This window comes from Bacillus mobilis (assembly GCF_001884045.1).
Classification (GTDB): domain Bacteria; phylum Bacillota; class Bacilli; order Bacillales; family Bacillaceae_G; genus Bacillus_A; species Bacillus_A mobilis.
Map to the genome: position 1 here is coordinate 14,913 of NZ_MACF01000146.1, position 17,643 is coordinate 32,555.

The following is a 17,643-nucleotide window of genomic DNA, read 5'->3' on the forward strand; positions in this document are numbered from 1 at the left end:
ACATAACCTCATTTTCTATCCAAAGTATACTGTTTAAAAATAAAGATTAGGTAAAGATAATATGAAAAAAATTTAAAAAAGCGTAGATTAAATTGTCTACGCTTTTTTAGGTAAATAGAAGTAAAATAACACACCGTCTTCTGTATTTTCTACCCCATATTCAGCATCATGTAGCTCTAAAATGTTCTTTGAAATAGCTAGCCCAAGCCCCGTTCCACCTTGTGAACGCTGACGAGCTGCATCCACGCGATAAAAACGATCCCAAATTTTATCTAATTGCTCTTCTTCAATGTGAGTACCTTTATTTTCAATACACACTTTTATACGATCCTTCTCATCTATTGTAGAAATAACAATATCCTCTTTATTCGGTGTATAACGTATGGCATTCGTAATGAAGTTCACGATGACTTGTTCAATCCGGCCTTGATTTGCAACTACTTCCAATGAACATATATTTTTATGCACATGAAGTCCTTTTTTCTCTATGTCCACAGAAAGATGTTCACATATATCTTCAATTACTGCATCAATATAAAATGCATCCTTTTTCATTTTATATGTACCTGACTCGAATTTAGCTAACTCCAGCATATCCAAAATTAAAGTATCCATTTTATCTACTTCTCGTTCCATCGCCTGAAAATAGTATTCTTTTTTATGCTCAGCTACTCCATCTTTTAAAATAAAAATACAGCTTTTCATAATACTCAGCGGTGTTTTTAATTCATGCGACACACCAGAAATGAATTCTTTCCGCGTATTTTCTAGCTTTCTTTCCTTTTCAATATCTTGTTCTAGCTGTCCAATATGCGAATGAAGCTTATTGGATAATACATTAATATTTTTCGATAAATCACCAATTTCATCTTTTGAAGTAATCGGTATTTGTTCTGTAAAATCTAAATGCGCTATTTTCTTCGTTGTATCATTTATTTTTAATAACGGCTTTGCAATTTGTTTTGAATAATAGAATGACGCTAGAAAAATAAGAACGACTACAAATGCAATGATGTAAATGTAGTAATCTTGCACCATTTGTACAGCTTCATCTACAGGCTGTAAAGAAGCCATCGCATATATATAAGTTACTGATCCATCTTTTTCTTTTGTTGGCTTGATTAATAATTTATATTTAATATCATTTTTTTCATAGTCCATTGTTTGTATTGCATATTGTATGTGCTTGCTCTCTTTTAATAATAAATTAGTTTGAAATTCTTTTATGTTATCTAAGAAGATGCTATTTTTATAAATTGGATTTATAGGACCTGTTACATCAGGAAGCTGAACTTTCGTAACACGCCCACTTATGTACGCATCTAATTCTTGAGCAGATTCTTCCTGGACAGCCGGTTTCTTTTCCTTAGCAAGTTGTTCCCCGGCTGCTCTCTTTTCCTCCTCATTTAATTTCATTTTCTCCTGAAACGCTTTTTCTAACGGTTTATTAGATCCGCTTAAATTTTGCTTGCCTAACGCGAAAGAGAATGGAATATAACTATCATCTTTTTTCACGCCAGAAAAATAAATTTCTTGTCCTAAAAATGCATTTGATGATTTATTATCAATCTCCTCTATATTGATGAGATTGTATAAAGGAATTTTGAATATTTGTTGTCCAAAACTCTTTTGTTGCCTACGATCTATCGTTACCTCAAAATAAAAATCATCCACATGTTTTAAATTCCCATTCTGATCCAATGTCGTAATCCACGTATTATTTTCTCTAAAAAAGTCTTGCTCCAGCTTCTGAATTCCTTCTGCACTTCCTGCATAGTTCAAATAATTCTTCTCAAAGGAATTTAAATTCACTTTAATATCTTCCACTTTTCGATTCGCATAATATTGTTTGAAAAATATCGTTTGTCCAATAAATATCGTCGCTAAAATTAACATGCACAATGCTGTTGTGAGGGTAAATAATTTGAGAACAATCCCTTTTCTCATACATTCCCCTCAAATTTATAACCTGTTCGTACTACAGTTGTAATGTACTTTGCTTTCTCTCCTAATTTATTTCTTAAATTACGAATATGGCTATTAACCGTTCGATCGTCACCAGCAAATTCATATCCCCAAATTCTTGAAATGAGTTGCTCTCGTGTTAAAACAATCCCTTGGTTTTTCATAAAATACGCTAATATTTCAAATTCTGTATGTGTTAAATTAATGTCTGTTCTATCTATCGTAACAGTACGCGACGGGAAGTGGACGTGAATACCGTGGATGGATAATGTATCACCTTCATTCTCTAAAAGTTGCTTTGTTACTTTTCTACTTTCTAATAACCTTTTCGCTCTTGCTAATAAAATTGGTGGGCTATACGGCTTCGTCACATAGTCATCCGCCCCAAGTTCAAATCCAAGTAACGTATCATCTTCATCAACACGAGCTGTCAGCATAATAATAGGCACCTCGGATGTTTTACGAATTCTTCGGCAAACAGACCACCCATCAAGTTCCGGCAACATAATATCTAAAATAACTAAATCAACCTCTTCTTCCTCAAATACAACTAAAGCTTCTTTCCCATCTCTTGCTTCAAACACTACATATTGCTCACTCAAAAAATAATCTTTTAATATTTCACGCAAAATATCTTCATCTTCCACAATTAAAATGTTTTTTGACATAACTTATATCCCCCTCTCGCTTTCAAAAACTACAACTTCATTTTGAATAACTAGCCTTTAACTTCGCCTCAATAATATATCTATCTGGTGCATCCCCTATATAATCAAATGGATAGCACGTCGTCAGTGTTAATATCGGTTCTTCTTTTTTTATAATAACAGTACGATCATCCGCATGGGTAATCCATATCTTTTGAATTTCGTATGTGTAAGTTTTATTATCGTACTCTAAAACAAGAACGTCCTTTTCTTTTAACTCTCCTAAATCAGTAAATACCGTATCCCGGTGCCCACTCAGTACAGTATGTCCCCCTCCAGATGGCGTTGTCGTTAAATCACTAACGAACATTCCAACCCCTTTTTTCAACGTTGCATCATCCGCTCCCCAATATATAGAAAACTTCTTCTTTATTTTCGGTATATTTAATAGTGCAACCTTTTCTCCTTCTTTATGTTCTGTTTGAGAAGAAGGTACTTGGGAAGTTACATGTGTTTCGTAAGCAAGTTGATTATGTTGTATATTTTTAAGGCTCTTTAGTTCTTCTTTCGTTAATTGCCCGGCAGAGCTTTTTCCTTTATACCATTCCATAGCGTAATATGATCCCATACATAGTCCTATCGCCATCAATATGATACCGATATAATTGAGTAACTTCATGTTTCATCCCTCCATGCCAAAAATGGTAGGAATAACCTACCATTTTTAATATATGAAATTATCCCATTCTTTATAGGACAATATTTGATTTACACCTTAACTTTATTGCGACGTTTCAAACCAAATAATGTCCCTATCCCTACAAGGCACGCACTTAGTGCCATCATTGCTACATTATTAGATGCTGTGTTTGGTAATTTCTCTCCAGCTTTTTTTGCAATAGCTTCCTTTTCTTTCACCTGTGGTGCTACTACTTCTTTAGCCATATTACTTTTTTCTTGTACTTGTGCCGCTTGCTTTTTCGCTATATCATTCTTTTCTTGGGCTTGCGCCGCTTGCTTTTTCGCTACTTCATTCTTCTCTTGGGCTTGCGCCGCTTGCTTTTTCGCTACTTCATTCTTCTCTTGGGCTTGTGCCGCTTGTTTTTTCTCTGTATCATTTTTTTGCTGCGCCTGAATCGCTGCTTCTTTTTTTGCTATATCTTGCTGTAATTGCGCTGCTTCTTCCTTTGTCAATGTTCCAGTTGAAGCACTTGCTACTGAAGAATATCCTACTGTTAACAGTGCCATTGCACAGATTGGTAATAGTTTCTTTTTCATTTTATATCTCTCCTTTTATACGTTTTACATCACTTCGCATCGGATGTATCACTAGAATAAACAAGAGATATAAATATAAGATGCAGATGAAATATATTTCATTTAAAGATTTCATTGTAGAAAAATAAAAAAACATCGCAATATATACGATGTTTTTTCGGGTGTGTGTCTCAATATTTACATGTTACTTTCGCGTGATTTAGAAGTAGAATGGGCCGGAGCGATAACTAATTGTCTCGGCTCAGTTTTCTTTAAGTGATTTTTGACGTTACACTTACGACGTTGAACAACCCACGCTTTAATAGGGTTTGTCAAAATAATCTTTTGCTCTTCGTTAGGGGTCTCTTCTTTAAACCTACAACTTTCGCTCCATTTCTTCCATTTCATTGTAAATTTAGAAGAAGAATGATCGTCTTCTCGATCAAACAAGTGCAAAAAATCCATTTCGCCAGCTAGCATTACGGTGTTGCTAGTTGCTAAAAAAGAAAAGGTCGTCCAACGTTTCTCCATGCCCTCCTACTCCTTTTTCACATATAGAGTGCCTAAAACTTAATTTACCTAAAATATGCTTGCCTTTTACCTTACACCTATAGTTTATCCAAAACACTACTAGGCAACTATCGATTTGCCTTACAACTACCTTACATTTTTGTAAGAAACAAAAAACCTTCACTCTCTATACGTGAAGGTTTCTCATTTCTCATCTATATGATCTTTCATATGATCGACTCCAGCTTCTTGCAGCTGTGACATCATACCGTGGGAAATTGCGCCTAATACTAAAGTCATTCCAATCAGTGAAATCCGAATCGCTGGTACATCAATTATGTAAGCCAAACTACCAAGAACAATTGTTAAAAGTAATGCTTTTATAAATGTTGCACTTGTATACTCTTTCTTTCTCATCATAATCACCCTTTATGGGAGCGTTTTCTTAATATAATCAGTATATCATATCATCTGACTATTTTGTGGGGATTTCTGTAAAAAACTTATATCTTCTTTGACTTTTCCCTTTCTTTCCTTTACAGTCGAAATGTTCACAAGTTTTACACTGTAGGAGGACTCCAATGAATATTGAAATAAAAGACACTTTAATTTCTGAAGAACAATTACAAGAAAAAGTAAAAGAACTAGCACTTCAAATCGAACGTGACTTTGAAGGAGAAGAAATCGTAGTAATCGCTGTATTAAAAGGATCTTTCGTATTCGCTGCTGATTTAATTCGTCACATTAAAAACGATGTAACAATCGACTTTATTTCTGCATCTAGCTACGGAAATCAAACTGAAACAACTGGAAAAGTAAAACTATTAAAAGATATCGATGTAAACATTACTGGCAAAAACGTAATTGTCGTAGAAGACATTATCGATTCTGGTTTAACACTTCACTTCTTAAAAGATCACTTCTTTATGCATAAACCGAAAGCATTGAAATTCTGTACGTTACTTGATAAACCTGAGCGTCGTAAAGTGGACTTAAAAGCTGAATATGTTGGCTTCCAAATTCCAGACGAATTTATCGTTGGCTACGGTATCGACTGCGCAGAAAAATATCGTAACTTACCATTTATCGCTTCAGTTGTAACGGAATAATATAATAGAATAAAGTGAAACTTTAATCAGTGGTTTTTTCTCCCACTGATTATTAGTTGAACCAATCGGGCTTTTACGGGCAGTTAATCTCCCACCTGACTTCCTCGTATTCAGCGGCATTTGAGGTGGGAGTCTTACTGCCCGTTAAGCGGGGTAAACTTCCATCAATTACTGGTGGAAGTTTATTTTCTATCACGATTCGTAAAAGACAAAGGGAGAGAATAATAATGACAAAAACAAAATTTGAAAAAGTACTCCTCATCGTAAATCCGAAAGCAGGGCAAGGCGATTTACATACGAACTTAACGAAAATCGTACCACCTCTTGCGGCAGCTTTTCCTGACTTACATATCCTTCATACGAAAAAGCAAGGTGATGCAACGAAATATTGCCAAGAGTTTGCTAGTAAAGTAGATTTAATTATCGTCTTTGGTGGTGACGGCACTGTATTTGAATGCACAAATGGCTTAGCACCTCTTGAAACTAGACCTACACTTGCAATCATTCCAGGCGGAACTTGCAACGACTTCTCTCGTACACTCGGCGTTCCGCAAAACATCGCAGAAGCTGCAAAACTTATTACACAAGGACATGTAAAACCAGTTGACGTCGCAAAAGCAAATGACCTACACTTCTTAAACTTCTGGGGCATTGGACTTGTCTCTGAAGTATCAAACAATATTGATGCAGAAGAGAAAGCAAAGCTTGGGAAAATCGGTTACTATTTAAGCACCATTCGAACTGTCAAAAATGCTGAAACATTCCCCGTAAAAATTACGTACGATGGACAAGTATATGAAGACGAAGCTGTCCTTGTTATGGTTGGAAACGGTGAATATCTTGGCGGAATCCCGTCCTTTATTCCGAACGTAAAGTGCGATGACGGAACACTTGATATTTTCGTTGTAAAATCAACAGGCATTCAAGCGTTTAAAGATTATATCGGAAAGAAACTATTTGAAGACTCAAATGAAAATGACATCTTCCACGTAAAAGCTAAATCCATTCATATTGAAACCGAAGAAGAAAAAGAAGTAGATACAGATGGAGAAAGCTCGCTTCATACACCTTGTCATATTGAACTATTACAAGGACACTTTACGATGATTTATAATCCTGCGGTTGTGTAATAAAAAACGAGTGCTAGCACTCGTTTTTTCTCTTCTAATCTAGTTATATTGTTGAATCATTTTTTGTATTTCTTTCACTCTCTCTAAAGTAATTCCATTTCTTTGTTCGATCGCTAAAGGATGCTCGGTTGGCTCTAATTCAACATACGGTGCCATTCCAACTTCTTTTATATGTATATTTGTTTTTAGATAAACTGGTATTTCTACAGATAACCAACCAAAATAAGAGTCACTATTTTCTCGGCCTCTCTCATCCCACTTTTCTAATACTTCACCATAACTTTCTTTACTAAGTGATACCCACACAGTCCATATGAAATTTTCGTGGTAATCAATGATAGGAATCTCTAAACAACCTCTAATAAAGTAATGTTCATCGTCCATTACGCAAAGTTCTGATGTTAAATGGAAGCGTTCCTCTCTTTCATGAGGCGCTACCTCGTAATAATAATAAGGTGCTTCACTTCCGTAGCATAGAGGTAGTGCAAAACGATTCATTTGTACTTTTTCTCCGGCTTTTCTTCTTCTTTTCATTTATTATTCTTTCTCCTATCCTTTTCAGTCACAATCAAACTCCACCCAATCTTTCCAGTTCGTATTAGAATCCTTATTCACAATAATACTTGGGTCTTTCTTCTCTATAGCAACCGCTACTGATTGGAAGAATTCAATTTCACTAGAGTATAACATAGACATAATTGCCTTTTACTTTCTAATAATACTTCTAATAAAATAGCAGAATGGTCTATTTGCATGCCCTATTTATTTTTAGGTACAATGAAGGAAAGAAGCACCTTAATATAAGGGAGAGAACAAACTTTGTTCAACCAACAGTTAGTTAATTTACGCATTGATTTTGCATTTAACATATTATCCGAAAGAAGTCTCCTTCCTCAGGCGTGTGAAAGACGATAGTCTAGCGGTAGGTGGGAGGGTTTTTTCGGTTTTGCGTAGCCAAACATTTGGTTTTCTTATTTATTTCGCCTCTACTATAATCAGTCTTATAAGAGGGGAATTTGGGTATAACAATGAAAGTAGATAATAATCTTGTAGTGTTCAGGTTGTGTGATCACCGTCATAGCTTATGGAAAATGAAGCGGAAAATGAGGTGAATGGATATGAAAAAGCATAATAAGGCGTACAAGTTTCGTCTGTATCCAACAGAAGTACAAGCACATCTCATACGAAAAACATTCGGGTGTGTACGTTTTGTGTATAACAAAATGCTGGCTGAACGAAAAGAAGTATATGAAAAATATAAAGAGAACAAGGAAGAACTGAAGAAACAAAAATTCCCTACTCCTGCAAAATATAAGACAGAGTATGAATGGCTGAAAGAAGTTGATTCATTGGCATTGGCCAACGCGCAATTAAACTTGCAAACTGCGTATAAGAATTTTTTTAGTGGTCAAAGTGATTTTCCTACATTCAAAAGTAAAAAGAGTAGAAAATCCTATACAACGAATCGAGTAAACGGAAATATTATGTTATTTCATGGTTATATCAAATTACCAAAGTTGAAAATGGTGAAACTGAAGCAACATAGAGAAATCCCGCCAAAACATATCATCAAATCGTGTACGATTTCGATGACACCTACTGGTAAATACTATGTGTCCATCTTGACTGAATATGAAAAAGAGATTGTACAAAAAGAAGTACAAAGTGTAGTTGGATTAGACTTCGCAATGGCTGAATTGTACGTGAGTAGCGAAGATGAGAAAGCCAATTATCCTCGCTTTTATCGTCAGATGTTAGAGAAATTAGCGAAGGCACAACGAGTATTAGCAAGACGTGTGAAAGGTTCAGAACGCTGGAATAAACAACGCATTCGTGTAGCGAAATTGCATGAAAAGGTCGCGAATCAACGTAAAAATTTTCTTCATCATAAGTCTAAAGAATTAGCTACGATTTTTGACGTTGTAGCAATCGAAGACTTACATATGAAAGGAATGTCACGAGCATTTAGATTTGGTAAGAGTGTAGCGGATAATGGTTGGAGGATGTTCACGACATTTTTAGCATATAAGCTACAAGAACAAGGAAAACAGCTTGTAAAAATAGATAAATGGTTTCCTTCTACAAAGATGTGTAGTAATTGTGGAAATAAAAAAGAAATGCCATTATGTGAACGCACCTATGATTGTTCGTGTGGACTCACAATCAGTCGTGACTATAACGCAGCGATCAATATCAAAAAAGAAGCCATCCGCTTATTAATGTTGGCATAAATAGTAACAAAATAACCTTTGGAACAAGGGAGTTAGCTCGGCTGTCCTAGGGCAAATTCGTTAGCTATCAAAAGTAGCGATGAACCGAGAAGCCCCCCACTCGTGGGAAGCTCGTAAGAGGTACTAAGTGGTGGGTAGTTCACACAATTGTTTGGTACGAATGGTAGTGAAGATATTCTAATTGCATTTTTAAACGCTATGTTACAAAAGTCTTTAGAATCACCCATCGCTTCTCTACAACTAGAAGATCCACATTTACATCGGGAATATGAAGAGGATAAGTTATCTATTTTAGATATTTCAGCGACATTAAACACAGGAACAAAAGTAAATGTAGAAATACAACTCAATAATAATCACGATATGATGAAACGTAGTTTATATTATTGGGGAAAATTATACACATCTCAATTACAAAAAGGTATGCCTTACAGTTCGCTTCATAAAACCATCACCATTAATTTATTGAACTTTATAATGTTCTCAGACCACAAAGAATTCCATACAACAGGCACATTATGGAATTCACAACAACAGAAACTCTTGAGTGAAGACATAGAAATTCACATTGTAGAAATTCCAAAGTTAACAAAACAATGGCATGAAGAAAAAGTAAATCCGTGGAAAGATCCATTTGTTCGTTGGCTTTTATTGCTTTCAGCAAATGAGGATGAATACTTAACTAAAACATTGGAGGATATTGCTATGAACCAAGACCCTATTTTACAAAAAGCAATAAACAAGTGGGAACGTATGAGTCAAGATTCCTCTTTCCGACAAGCCTATGACGCAAGGGAGAAAGTTTTAATGGATGAAGCAGCAAAATTCGCCCACGCAGAGACAGAAGGTATGAAAAGAGGTATGGAAAAAGGTATAGCAGAGGGCTTAGAAAAAGGTATAGAAAAAGGGCGAAAAGAAGGGGTTCAACAAGGAAAAATTCAAATGATTAAAAGTATGCATGATCTTGGTATACCACTTGAAACAATTGCCAAGGCAAGTGAATTAAGTATGCATGAGGTTGAGCATATTTTAGGACATAAATAATGATAAAAAGGCAAAAGAGAACATCATTTTCACTATGTTCTCTTTCGCCTTTTTTATTTACTCACAATCCGAAAATAAGAACGAACCGTCAAGAAATAATAACCAATATAAATAACACTATACACACCAATGCTGATTAATAACGGTACTGCGATTTCATACGGAAGTACTGTCGATAAACCTTTTAGTGCAAATAAACTGTGTAAAATTCCAACTACTAACGGAATGAAGAAGATAAATCTCATTTGCTTTGCGATTGCCTTTTTCATTTCTTTTTTCGTTACTCCAAGCTTTCGAAGAACGATGTAACGCTCGCGATCTGCATGTGCTTCTGTTAATTGTTTGAAGTAAATGATTGAACCTGTCGCAAGTAAAAATACTAATCCTAAGAAAATCCCACTAAACATAATTAATCCTGACATTTCAATACCATCTCGGAAAATAGTATAGAAGTCACTGAACTGTTCCTGTCCTTCTACATCTTCTTTTGGTATTACTTGTTTTAATTTCTCTGTTAGCACTTTACTATTTCTTTCATCTTTTACATCAATGTTTTGTACAGTGTGAGAACCAACTGTCTTCTTTGCCTGCTCGTACACTTCATCTGGAACGACAACTACAAGTCCATATAAGTTTGTAATGTTTCGTGCTTTTACTTCTTTTATTTGTACTGGTGTGACTTCTCCAATTGGGAATATTCCTTTCCTCCCTTTATATACGCCAGTATCTCTATTCCCTTCACCGTGCATCACATCAAACGCGTACGCTTCTGCCTTCTTCAAATCCACCGTTTCTTCATTTAAATATTTTGCGATTTTATTAAATGATGATTGCGCCATAAGTTCAGTCGTTCTTGATTTTAAGTCATCTTTATTTGAAACAACATCACCAAATTCGCCGATTACTTTTACCGTTTCTAGCTCATATTGATGAATCACTTCATTCTTTTCACTTTCCTCGTTTAAAACCGCCTCTACTTTACGATCTACATGAGCGTCTTTCTTTTCGTAAGAATAACTAATAGGCATATATTTTTTCGCCTGCATATATGCGTTGTAGTACGTTGTTACAGAAGTTCCAACCGCTGTTAATGTTACTGCGCTTAATACTGCAATTGTTGCTAATGATTTTGCATTTCCTTTAATGCGGTATAGTAACTGAGATGTCGTAACAATTTGCATTCCATTATAAAACTTCAATTTTTTATTTCGTACTCTTTTTAATACAAATACAGTAAAGAACATAAAAAACAAATACGTACCAAGTACTGTTGCTAATAAAATAGAAAGTGCAAGTGACATAAAGTTATCACCGTTAGCATTTTTAATAGCGGTTACTGATAAAAAATATCCTGAACCAATTAGTAATATAGAAACAATAGCTATAATTTTAGAACCTTTTGGCATTCCTTCGCCTTCATTGTCTGCTCGGAATAATTCAATTAGCTTAAAACGATAAATAACGCGATATCCTTTAAAAGATGTATAAAGAATAATGAAACAAAACATACATGCCGTATCAATAACCGCTCCAATCGGCACTTCAAAATGAACATTTACGCCTAATTCCATCATGCCTACTAACAACTGAAGGAATGATTTTGAAAGTAAACTACCAATTACAATGCCGATTACTAATGATAGTAAACCCATTAACATATTTTCATAAAACAGCATTTTGCCTATTTCCTTTTTTCGAATACCTAGTAAAGAGTAAAGACCTATTTCTTTCTTACGCTTTCGTGTGAAAAATCCATTCGAATATATAATAAATATCGCAACAAATATAATAAGCATGACACTTGCAAGTTGAAATCCGTTACTAACTCGGTCGCCGGCTTCTCCAACTTGTGAATTGTACTGCAATGATTTAAACGTAAAATAAATGACGATACTAAAAATCATAGAAGCAAAGTAAATAAAATAATCTTTAAAATTTCGTTTTATATTACGAAGAGCAATGCTATACAAGCTCACTTATAGCACCTCCAGAAATAGAAGACATTACGTCAACAACTTGTTGGAAGAACTGTTTTCGCGTAAGCTCCCCGCGATATAACTCTTTATATAATTCTCCATCTTTAATGAATACAACTCGCTTGCAATAACTCGCAGCGAATGCATCGTGCGTTACCATTAAAATTGTTGCACAATCTTTTTCATTTAATGACTTCATACTTTCTAATAAATCTGTCGCTGACTTTGAATCAAGCGCACCAGTTGGCTCATCTCCAAAAATCATACTTGGGTTTGTTACAATCGCTCTTGACGCTGCGCAGCGCTGTTTTTGTCCCCCTGATATTTCGTATGGATATTGATTTAAAATGTTATTTATCCCAAATTTCTTCGCAATCGTCTCAACGCGAGATTCTACCTCTTTCGCCTTTACTTTTGATAAAGCGAGTGGCAATGCAATATTTTCTCGCACTGTTAACGTATCTAATAAATTATAGTCTTGGAAAATGAATCCCAAATGATTACGACGGAATAACGCTAGTTCATCATCATTCATCTTCACAACGTCTTTTCCATCAATTAAAATTTCACCCTTTGATGCTGTATCAATAGTAGAAAGAACATTCAAAAGCGTCGTTTTCCCAGAACCGGACGGCCCCATAATGCCGACAAACTCTCCCTCTGTCACCTGTAAATGAATATTTTTCAACGCTTCAAATGTATTACTGCCTGTCTTATATATTTTCGAAATCCCTTTCGCTTTTAACATTGTTTTCATCTATTTAAACCTCCTGTTATGATTCTTGCTGTTCCCTTTAAGCAACAGAGTTCAGTATAAATAGATTTTCTTAACAAATAGTCACGAGGTTTCTTAATATTTTCTTAAAAAGAAAAATCCGAAACCATACATAATGATTTCGGATTTCCTATAGTTAAAACATTAAATTACATTTCGAACAAAAAGGAGCGGAATTGCCTCTCCTAATTTTCCCATCACATTTGGGACAATATACATATCGCTCTTCTATCTTTTCTCGCTCTATCATATGTAAAGATACGATTCTCATACTACACATAATTCCAATTAATATAAGGCTCACGATGAGTAGCATAACTCTCACTCCTCCCTTCTATATTTTACCATAAAATAACAAAACCGATTCCCACATTGAGAATCGGTTTTATCTTTATAATCCTAACTTTTCCTTCGCTCCATCAGGAATTTTATCTACCTCTATTTCTACTTTATCATGCAAAAACTTACCTTTCGTAATGACATGCCAGTATGAGCCTTTTTGTAATTTATCTACTCCATCAATTGTTACTTCTTTCTCTTCTCCCTTCTCATCATAAGTTTTAACTGTGTATTCAAAACCTTTATTTCCACCTAACTCTTTTCCATCTGTATCAATAATTGCGTAACGATATTCTAAATTCAGAAATGGATTCATCCTATCAATCGCAGCGCTCCCATTTAATAAATATGCAGCCCCTGCCACAATAACAAGTAGTGATCCAAAAATAAACCTTTTCATCTATATTCCGCCTTTCATTATGCTTTCTTTAAGATGTTTCTAAGTATAGGGCCTATTTCTTAATAAAAACTCGTACTGTTTCTTAACATTTTCTTAAACTAAAAGTGAAATATTAATTAGTAAGCTCAAAAAACTCTTCACGCTTAAATTGACAAAATTACACCTTTAGTGTAATTTTACACTATAAAGGAAAAGGAGATGCATAATGAATAAACAAGAATTTATTGAACTCGTTAATTCAAAACTAAAACTCATCCGTGTTGAAAATAATTTATCACAAGATAAAATGTCAGAAATTATCGGTTTATCAAAGAAAACATTAGTGGAAATTGAAAAAGGAAGACGCACGCTAACATGGTCAGGTGCAGTTTGTGTCGTAACACTCTTCGAACAGTGCGATACAGTCCAAATGACATTTGGGGATGATGTGAATGAAATTATAAAAACAATCGCTTTTACACATTACAATACGAACTTCCCGAAGACTTTAGGAGGAAAAGTATGGTGGCGACAAATAAAAGAATTAAACGGGTATAAAATCCAACAAAATATTTTATCTCAACATTATCGAATTTTAGATAAAGAAGACCGCAGAATATGCCATTCATTCGATTTGGATGAAATTGAACAAAGATTTATCGAAATGGCAAAAGCATCTCAATAAGTTGAAATTTTAATCAGTATTTTTTGCTGCCCATAAATAGCAGTATAAAATAAATTACGGAGTGTAATTCAAATGGAAAAACAAACAAATATCACGGTTTTAAATACACTAATCATTAGCACGTTAGTATTCAATCTATTTATTTTCACATCAAGAATGAGCTTTTTACCTTGGTATATTGAAGATGGATGGGGATATTTAGGACTATTATTTACATCCTTTATTTTCTTACTTTGCTTCTTTCAATCTTCGAAGCTTCATAAAAATAGAAAGTTAACTATACTACAAAAGTTTATTCCACTTGCTTCTGCCATACTTTCAATCTTCGTTCTTATCGCTCCATCAAGTGATTTTATGACTGTATTAGCTAATCTAATCAATACAACCATATTAACAATTTATATAACTGTATTTCAGACAACACCTAATGAAAGTAATAAGAAACTATTACATTAAAAGGGGGAGTTATTTTACAAAATAACTCCCCCTTTTATACTACTCTCAATAAGAGTAAACCTTGATCCTATTTACTTACTCATGACCGTACTTCTTCTTTGCTTATACAAATAAGTACCACTCGCAACAACAAAAACAATTCCACCAAAATACACACCATACTCTATCGCAACTGCTACAATCCTTTCAATATGTTGTCCAAATAAAGAACCGAGCACAAAGTAAACGAGTGTCCAAACAAATCCTGTCGTATAGGAATACAAAGCATATGTCTTAAATGACATGTTATTCATTCCAACTAAATACGGGACGATATGTCTTACAACTGGTATGAAGTAACTTGTAACTAACGCATAATGACCATACTTCTCTACCATTTGTTGAGATTTCAAAAGATATTTCGCCTTTTTCTTTTTCATTAGCCTATCAAGTACTTTCGTACCAAATATTTTCCCTAATATATAACCTAGCGAAAGACCTGATACAACGCCTAAATATGTTAATAAAAATGCTGGAATGACACTTAATATCCCGAGTGACGATACAAAACCACCACTCATTACAATCATTTCGTCCGGAATTGGCATACCGATAATACCTAACCATAAACAGAAAAATAATGCCCAATAACCGTATTGTTCAATATAAGATAATAATTCATGTAATTCCATTATGCATATGCTCTCCTTAGCTCTTTTTTACAGCTAAAAACGTAAGCTGGCGGGAAATTAAGCCACACTTTTTCGAGCGTAATTTCAGGAAAGAAATGCTGTATAAATCCTTTTTTCACAAGTGAATATTGAAATGTAATAAATTCACCGTTCTCATGTATCGCTTCCATTACATTGTTTAAAATTCGATTGGAAACTTCTTCTGGTAAAGAAGTAAAAGGCAATCCCGATAAGACGTAATCAATGCACTCTATATTGAATTCTTCCATATATTTCTTTATATTTTCAGCTGAACCGTGTACGACAATGACGTTCTGTTCATCTTTAAACTTTCTCTTTAACTCTTTGCAAAACACTTCATTAATTTCAATAAGAAGAAATATTGTCTCCTTCTTCTTTCTCTTCATAATCTCTTTCGTGAACACCCCTGTACCAGGCCCTAACTCTACGATGCACTTCGCCTTATTAAAATCAATTACATCTACCATTTTCTTTGCTAATATTTTCGAACTTGGCGCAATTGCACCAGTATGTTTCGGATGTTTTATAAATTCATGTAAGAATGTTATGAGCTGCATGTAAACCTCTCCCCATTCGTTCAATAGTTTTTAACTTGTTTCTAAGTATAACTATCGTTTCTTAACAAAAATTGAGGAGATTTCTTAAGATTTTATGAAGAATGAAACATTTCGTATTCTCTATATAAATACCTCTTTTATATTTATTAATTTGGTATAATAGATATAAAAAGAAATTTTATGGAAGATGCTATCGCTACGTCTATTTTCATACAACATCTGCGGAAATTAATCTATAAATTACCTTTCATCACCATCCAATATATGTAATTATTTTCGTGTGAGCGAAAAAATTCAAATAATAAGAAATTTATATTTTATAGAAACACATGTAGATCTAATTAATATGTAGTATTTCAAAACTATTTAAAAGGAGAAGCTAATGAATAATTCCATCGACCTACAGCACTTATGTGATCTTGTACATAGAACGTTTCATGTTCCTGTTCAATTTCTATCTACTGATAAAAAAATTGTATATGAATCTACTGCTCATACGATTGGTAGTCCGTTTTATTCTTCTAAAGAAGAACATCTTAATGAAATTTATCAAGAAAACGCTCCTTGTAATTTTCCAATTTTCAAAGGGAATAAGTATCTTGAGAATTTCATTAGCATCCATATAACAAATCATGAACATATAAAAGGAACGATTATAATCGGCCCGACTACCTATCCAAAAGTATCAGATGAAATGGCAATTAAACTTATGAAATATTTCAACTGTAATAATACAATGCAACAAGGAGTAGACTACTATCAATTTCTACCCGAGATTAAAAAAAGCACGCTAATTGATATAAGTATTTGGTTACATTACGTAATTTTCAATGAAAAATTAGATAGAGATATTGTCTGGAAAGAGAATAAATTACTCGAAGATGTTTCTTATAAAATTGTAAATCCTGATTTATATATTTCAAAACGTCGCCGCCATGATCCGCAAAATTATGACATATCGTTGGAACGTAAATTTTTTTCAGCAATTAAAGAAGGCGATAAAGAAAAGGTCATACAATATGCGTATTCATATCCACAAGAAGATGCGGCAATTTCATCTAAAGGAGATCAACTTAGAAACCAAAAAAATAACGGCATTATCGCCATTACGCTAGCTATTCGATATGCGATAGACGGTAATCTTCCATCACATATTGCTTTTTCACTCGGTACTTTATATATACAAACGATTGAAAAACTAGATAACATGTATTCAGTAAATAGGTTAATTGAAGATGCTTTATGCACTTTTGCAGAACGTGTGAAAGAATATAATAATCAAGCATATTCTAATTCCATTACTACGTGCCTCAATCATATTCACAAACATATTTACGATGAAATATCTCTTAATGATCTTGCTAATCTCTTACATATTTCCCCTACTTATTTATCAAAACTGTTTAAAAAAGAAGTGGGAATTCCTTTAATTGAATACATCCAAAGAGAGCGAGTAGAAGAAGCTAAAAAGTTATTAACATTAACGACTTATCCATTATCAGATATTTGTACCTGGCTTAATTTTAATGATCAAAGTTATTTCACAAGAGTCTTCAAAAAAATCACTAGTATGACTCCAAGACAATATCGTGAAAATCATACTGTGATATAGAAACGGTTTCTTAATAGAAGGTGAAATAGTTATCTTACTAGCTCACCTTCTTCAAATCCAGTTATTTCTCCCTCCTCCAAATTCCCTTTAGTCAACTACCCCCACTGAGATAAAACATTTCAGTGGGGGCTTGAGTTAGAACACTAGGTCTTTTCGTCTATCGCTAGACAGTTTGACGCTCTAGCATTCATGCCACCTTATGGTCACACCCCAAGTATGTTTTTGGTTGGTACTGGCAACGAACGATTGTTTTCCCACTTGCACCACCCTTTCGAAAAA

General features: G+C 34.2%; 21 protein-coding genes. 7 read left to right on the top strand and 14 right to left on the bottom strand.

What is annotated here, in order from left to right; translation table 11 throughout:
* Window positions 1-96 precede the first annotated feature (96 nt).
* From BAQ44_RS28400 to BAQ44_RS28425, 6 genes are all read right to left on the bottom strand, one after another.
* The gene (locus BAQ44_RS28400; protein ID WP_071725048.1) at window positions 97-1,947 is read right to left on the bottom strand and encodes a sensor histidine kinase; all 1,851 of its coding nucleotides are present in this window, start codon (window positions 1,945-1,947) and stop codon (window positions 97-99) included.
* Window positions 1,944-2,633, bottom strand: a complete 690-nt coding sequence (locus tag BAQ44_RS28405; protein WP_071725050.1) for a response regulator transcription factor — start codon at window positions 2,631-2,633, stop codon at window positions 1,944-1,946. Before BAQ44_RS28405 ends, BAQ44_RS28400 begins: the two co-directional genes overlap by 4 nt.
* Window positions 2,634-2,670: 37 nt before the next feature.
* Window positions 2,671-3,291, bottom strand: a complete 621-nt coding sequence (locus tag BAQ44_RS28410; protein ID WP_071725052.1) for a class D sortase, LPxTATN-specific — start codon at window positions 3,289-3,291, stop codon at window positions 2,671-2,673.
* 89 nt (window positions 3,292-3,380) lie between these two features.
* Complete coding sequence (locus BAQ44_RS28415) at window positions 3,381-3,890, bottom strand: LPXTG cell wall anchor domain-containing protein (RefSeq protein ID WP_071725054.1); 510 nt, start codon at window positions 3,888-3,890, stop codon at window positions 3,381-3,383.
* Between the two features lie 177 nt (window positions 3,891-4,067).
* Window positions 4,068-4,400, bottom strand: a complete 333-nt coding sequence (locus tag BAQ44_RS28420) for a hypothetical protein (protein ID WP_061677575.1) — start codon at window positions 4,398-4,400, stop codon at window positions 4,068-4,070.
* A 183-nt stretch (window positions 4,401-4,583) separates the two neighbouring features.
* Entirely contained in the window at window positions 4,584-4,799 is a 216-nt protein-coding gene (locus BAQ44_RS28425; RefSeq protein ID WP_061677576.1) for a hypothetical protein, read from the bottom strand.
* Between the two features lie 161 nt (window positions 4,800-4,960).
* Between BAQ44_RS28425 and hpt the strand changes: the two genes are divergently transcribed.
* Together hpt and BAQ44_RS28435 are read left to right on the top strand one after the other, a co-directional pair.
* Window positions 4,961-5,488, top strand: a complete 528-nt coding sequence (gene hpt, locus BAQ44_RS28430; protein WP_001019304.1) for a hypoxanthine phosphoribosyltransferase — start codon at window positions 4,961-4,963, stop codon at window positions 5,486-5,488.
* Between the two features lie 227 nt (window positions 5,489-5,715).
* Window positions 5,716-6,618: a diacylglycerol/lipid kinase family protein gene (locus tag BAQ44_RS28435; RefSeq protein ID WP_000167910.1), complete on the top strand. Its 903-nt coding sequence runs from the start codon at window positions 5,716-5,718 to the stop codon at window positions 6,616-6,618.
* 39 nt (window positions 6,619-6,657) lie between these two features.
* On the opposite strand, the gene BAQ44_RS28440 is transcribed toward BAQ44_RS28435, so the two are convergent.
* Together BAQ44_RS28440 and BAQ44_RS31250 are read right to left on the bottom strand one after the other, a co-directional pair.
* Window positions 6,658-7,152, bottom strand: a complete 495-nt coding sequence (locus BAQ44_RS28440; protein ID WP_071725056.1) for a DUF2199 domain-containing protein — start codon at window positions 7,150-7,152, stop codon at window positions 6,658-6,660.
* A 24-nt stretch (window positions 7,153-7,176) separates the two neighbouring features.
* Window positions 7,177-7,314 (bottom strand): DUF7003 family protein, encoded by a 138-nt coding sequence (locus BAQ44_RS31250; RefSeq protein WP_169833842.1) that lies wholly within the window; start codon window positions 7,312-7,314, stop codon window positions 7,177-7,179.
* A gap of 422 nt (window positions 7,315-7,736) precedes the next feature.
* On the opposite strand from BAQ44_RS31250, the gene BAQ44_RS28445 reads away from it, so the two are divergent.
* Window positions 7,737-8,849, top strand: coding sequence for an RNA-guided endonuclease TnpB family protein (locus BAQ44_RS28445; protein ID WP_071725057.1), 1,113 nt, complete (start codon window positions 7,737-7,739; stop codon window positions 8,847-8,849).
* A 147-nt stretch (window positions 8,850-8,996) separates the two neighbouring features.
* Window positions 8,997-9,893: an Rpn family recombination-promoting nuclease/putative transposase gene (locus BAQ44_RS28450; RefSeq protein ID WP_071725059.1), complete on the top strand. Its 897-nt coding sequence runs from the start codon at window positions 8,997-8,999 to the stop codon at window positions 9,891-9,893.
* A gap of 53 nt (window positions 9,894-9,946) precedes the next feature.
* On the opposite strand, the gene BAQ44_RS28455 is transcribed toward BAQ44_RS28450, so the two are convergent.
* The 4 genes from BAQ44_RS28455 to BAQ44_RS28470 all read right to left on the bottom strand — a co-directional run bounded on the left by BAQ44_RS28455 (window position 9,947) and on the right by BAQ44_RS28470 (window position 13,383).
* The gene (locus tag BAQ44_RS28455; RefSeq protein ID WP_071725060.1) at window positions 9,947-11,869 is read right to left on the bottom strand and encodes an ABC transporter permease; all 1,923 of its coding nucleotides are present in this window, start codon (window positions 11,867-11,869) and stop codon (window positions 9,947-9,949) included.
* On the bottom strand, window positions 11,856-12,626 hold the full coding sequence (locus tag BAQ44_RS28460; RefSeq protein WP_071725061.1) for an ABC transporter ATP-binding protein: 771 nt from the start codon (window positions 12,624-12,626) through the stop codon (window positions 11,856-11,858). Before BAQ44_RS28460 ends, BAQ44_RS28455 begins: the two co-directional genes overlap by 14 nt.
* 154 nt (window positions 12,627-12,780) lie before the next feature.
* Window positions 12,781-12,960, bottom strand: a complete 180-nt coding sequence (locus BAQ44_RS28465) for a hypothetical protein (RefSeq protein WP_071725062.1) — start codon at window positions 12,958-12,960, stop codon at window positions 12,781-12,783.
* 75 nt (window positions 12,961-13,035) lie between these two features.
* Window positions 13,036-13,383: a YxeA family protein gene (locus tag BAQ44_RS28470; protein WP_071725063.1), complete on the bottom strand. Its 348-nt coding sequence runs from the start codon at window positions 13,381-13,383 to the stop codon at window positions 13,036-13,038.
* 205 nt (window positions 13,384-13,588) lie between these two features.
* On the opposite strand from BAQ44_RS28470, the gene BAQ44_RS28475 reads away from it, so the two are divergent.
* Window positions 13,589-14,047: a helix-turn-helix transcriptional regulator gene (locus BAQ44_RS28475; protein WP_071725064.1), complete on the top strand. Its 459-nt coding sequence runs from the start codon at window positions 13,589-13,591 to the stop codon at window positions 14,045-14,047.
* Window positions 14,048-14,119: 72 nt separating this feature from the next.
* On the top strand, window positions 14,120-14,503 hold the full coding sequence (locus BAQ44_RS28480) for a hypothetical protein (protein WP_071725066.1): 384 nt from the start codon (window positions 14,120-14,122) through the stop codon (window positions 14,501-14,503).
* A gap of 71 nt (window positions 14,504-14,574) precedes the next feature.
* Here the strand turns inward: BAQ44_RS28480 and BAQ44_RS28485 are convergent, their stop codons facing one another.
* Together BAQ44_RS28485 and BAQ44_RS28490 are read right to left on the bottom strand one after the other, a co-directional pair.
* Complete coding sequence (locus tag BAQ44_RS28485) at window positions 14,575-15,174, bottom strand: DedA family protein (RefSeq protein WP_071725068.1); 600 nt, start codon at window positions 15,172-15,174, stop codon at window positions 14,575-14,577.
* A complete protein-coding gene (locus BAQ44_RS28490) occupies window positions 15,174-15,752 on the bottom strand; it encodes a class I SAM-dependent methyltransferase (RefSeq protein WP_071725069.1) in 579 nt (192 codons plus the stop codon). Before BAQ44_RS28490 ends, BAQ44_RS28485 begins: the two co-directional genes overlap by 1 nt.
* 382 nt (window positions 15,753-16,134) lie before the next feature.
* Here BAQ44_RS28490 and BAQ44_RS28495 point away from each other — a divergent pair, with 382 nt between their 5' ends.
* Entirely contained in the window at window positions 16,135-17,364 is a 1,230-nt protein-coding gene (locus BAQ44_RS28495) for a helix-turn-helix domain-containing protein (RefSeq protein WP_071725071.1), read from the top strand.
* The last annotated feature ends 279 nt before the right edge of the window (window positions 17,365-17,643 follow it).

Bases quoted from the DNA above. Each gene is read 5' to 3' on its own strand.
- BAQ44_RS28495 (WP_071725071.1), top strand. From the start codon at position 16,135: ATGAATAATTCCATCGACCTACAGCACTTATGTGATCTTGTACATAGA.
- BAQ44_RS28485 (WP_071725068.1), bottom strand. From the start codon at position 15,174: ATGGAATTACATGAATTATTATCTTATATTGAACAATACGGTTATTGG.
- BAQ44_RS28400 (WP_071725048.1), bottom strand. From the start codon at position 1,947: ATGAGAAAAGGGATTGTTCTCAAATTATTTACCCTCACAACAGCATTG.
- BAQ44_RS28420 (WP_061677575.1), bottom strand. From the start codon at position 4,400: ATGGAGAAACGTTGGACGACCTTTTCTTTTTTAGCAACTAGCAACACC.
- BAQ44_RS28410 (WP_071725052.1), bottom strand. From the start codon at position 3,291: ATGAAGTTACTCAATTATATCGGTATCATATTGATGGCGATAGGACTA.
- BAQ44_RS28480 (WP_071725066.1), top strand. From the start codon at position 14,120: ATGGAAAAACAAACAAATATCACGGTTTTAAATACACTAATCATTAGC.
- BAQ44_RS28435 (WP_000167910.1), top strand. From the start codon at position 5,716: ATGACAAAAACAAAATTTGAAAAAGTACTCCTCATCGTAAATCCGAAA.
- BAQ44_RS28415 (WP_071725054.1), bottom strand. From the start codon at position 3,890: ATGAAAAAGAAACTATTACCAATCTGTGCAATGGCACTGTTAACAGTA.
- BAQ44_RS28405 (WP_071725050.1), bottom strand. From the start codon at position 2,633: ATGTCAAAAAACATTTTAATTGTGGAAGATGAAGATATTTTGCGTGAA.
- BAQ44_RS28440 (WP_071725056.1), bottom strand. From the start codon at position 7,152: ATGAAAAGAAGAAGAAAAGCCGGAGAAAAAGTACAAATGAATCGTTTT.
- BAQ44_RS28445 (WP_071725057.1), top strand. From the start codon at position 7,737: ATGAAAAAGCATAATAAGGCGTACAAGTTTCGTCTGTATCCAACAGAA.
- BAQ44_RS28425 (WP_061677576.1), bottom strand. From the start codon at position 4,799: ATGATGAGAAAGAAAGAGTATACAAGTGCAACATTTATAAAAGCATTA.
- BAQ44_RS28470 (WP_071725063.1), bottom strand. From the start codon at position 13,383: ATGAAAAGGTTTATTTTTGGATCACTACTTGTTATTGTGGCAGGGGCT.
- hpt (WP_001019304.1), top strand. From the start codon at position 4,961: ATGAATATTGAAATAAAAGACACTTTAATTTCTGAAGAACAATTACAA.
- BAQ44_RS28465 (WP_071725062.1), bottom strand. From the start codon at position 12,960: ATGCTACTCATCGTGAGCCTTATATTAATTGGAATTATGTGTAGTATG.
- BAQ44_RS28475 (WP_071725064.1), top strand. From the start codon at position 13,589: ATGAATAAACAAGAATTTATTGAACTCGTTAATTCAAAACTAAAACTC.
- BAQ44_RS28460 (WP_071725061.1), bottom strand. From the start codon at position 12,626: ATGAAAACAATGTTAAAAGCGAAAGGGATTTCGAAAATATATAAGACA.
- BAQ44_RS28490 (WP_071725069.1), bottom strand. From the start codon at position 15,752: ATGCAGCTCATAACATTCTTACATGAATTTATAAAACATCCGAAACAT.
- BAQ44_RS31250 (WP_169833842.1), bottom strand. From the start codon at position 7,314: ATGTCTATGTTATACTCTAGTGAAATTGAATTCTTCCAATCAGTAGCG.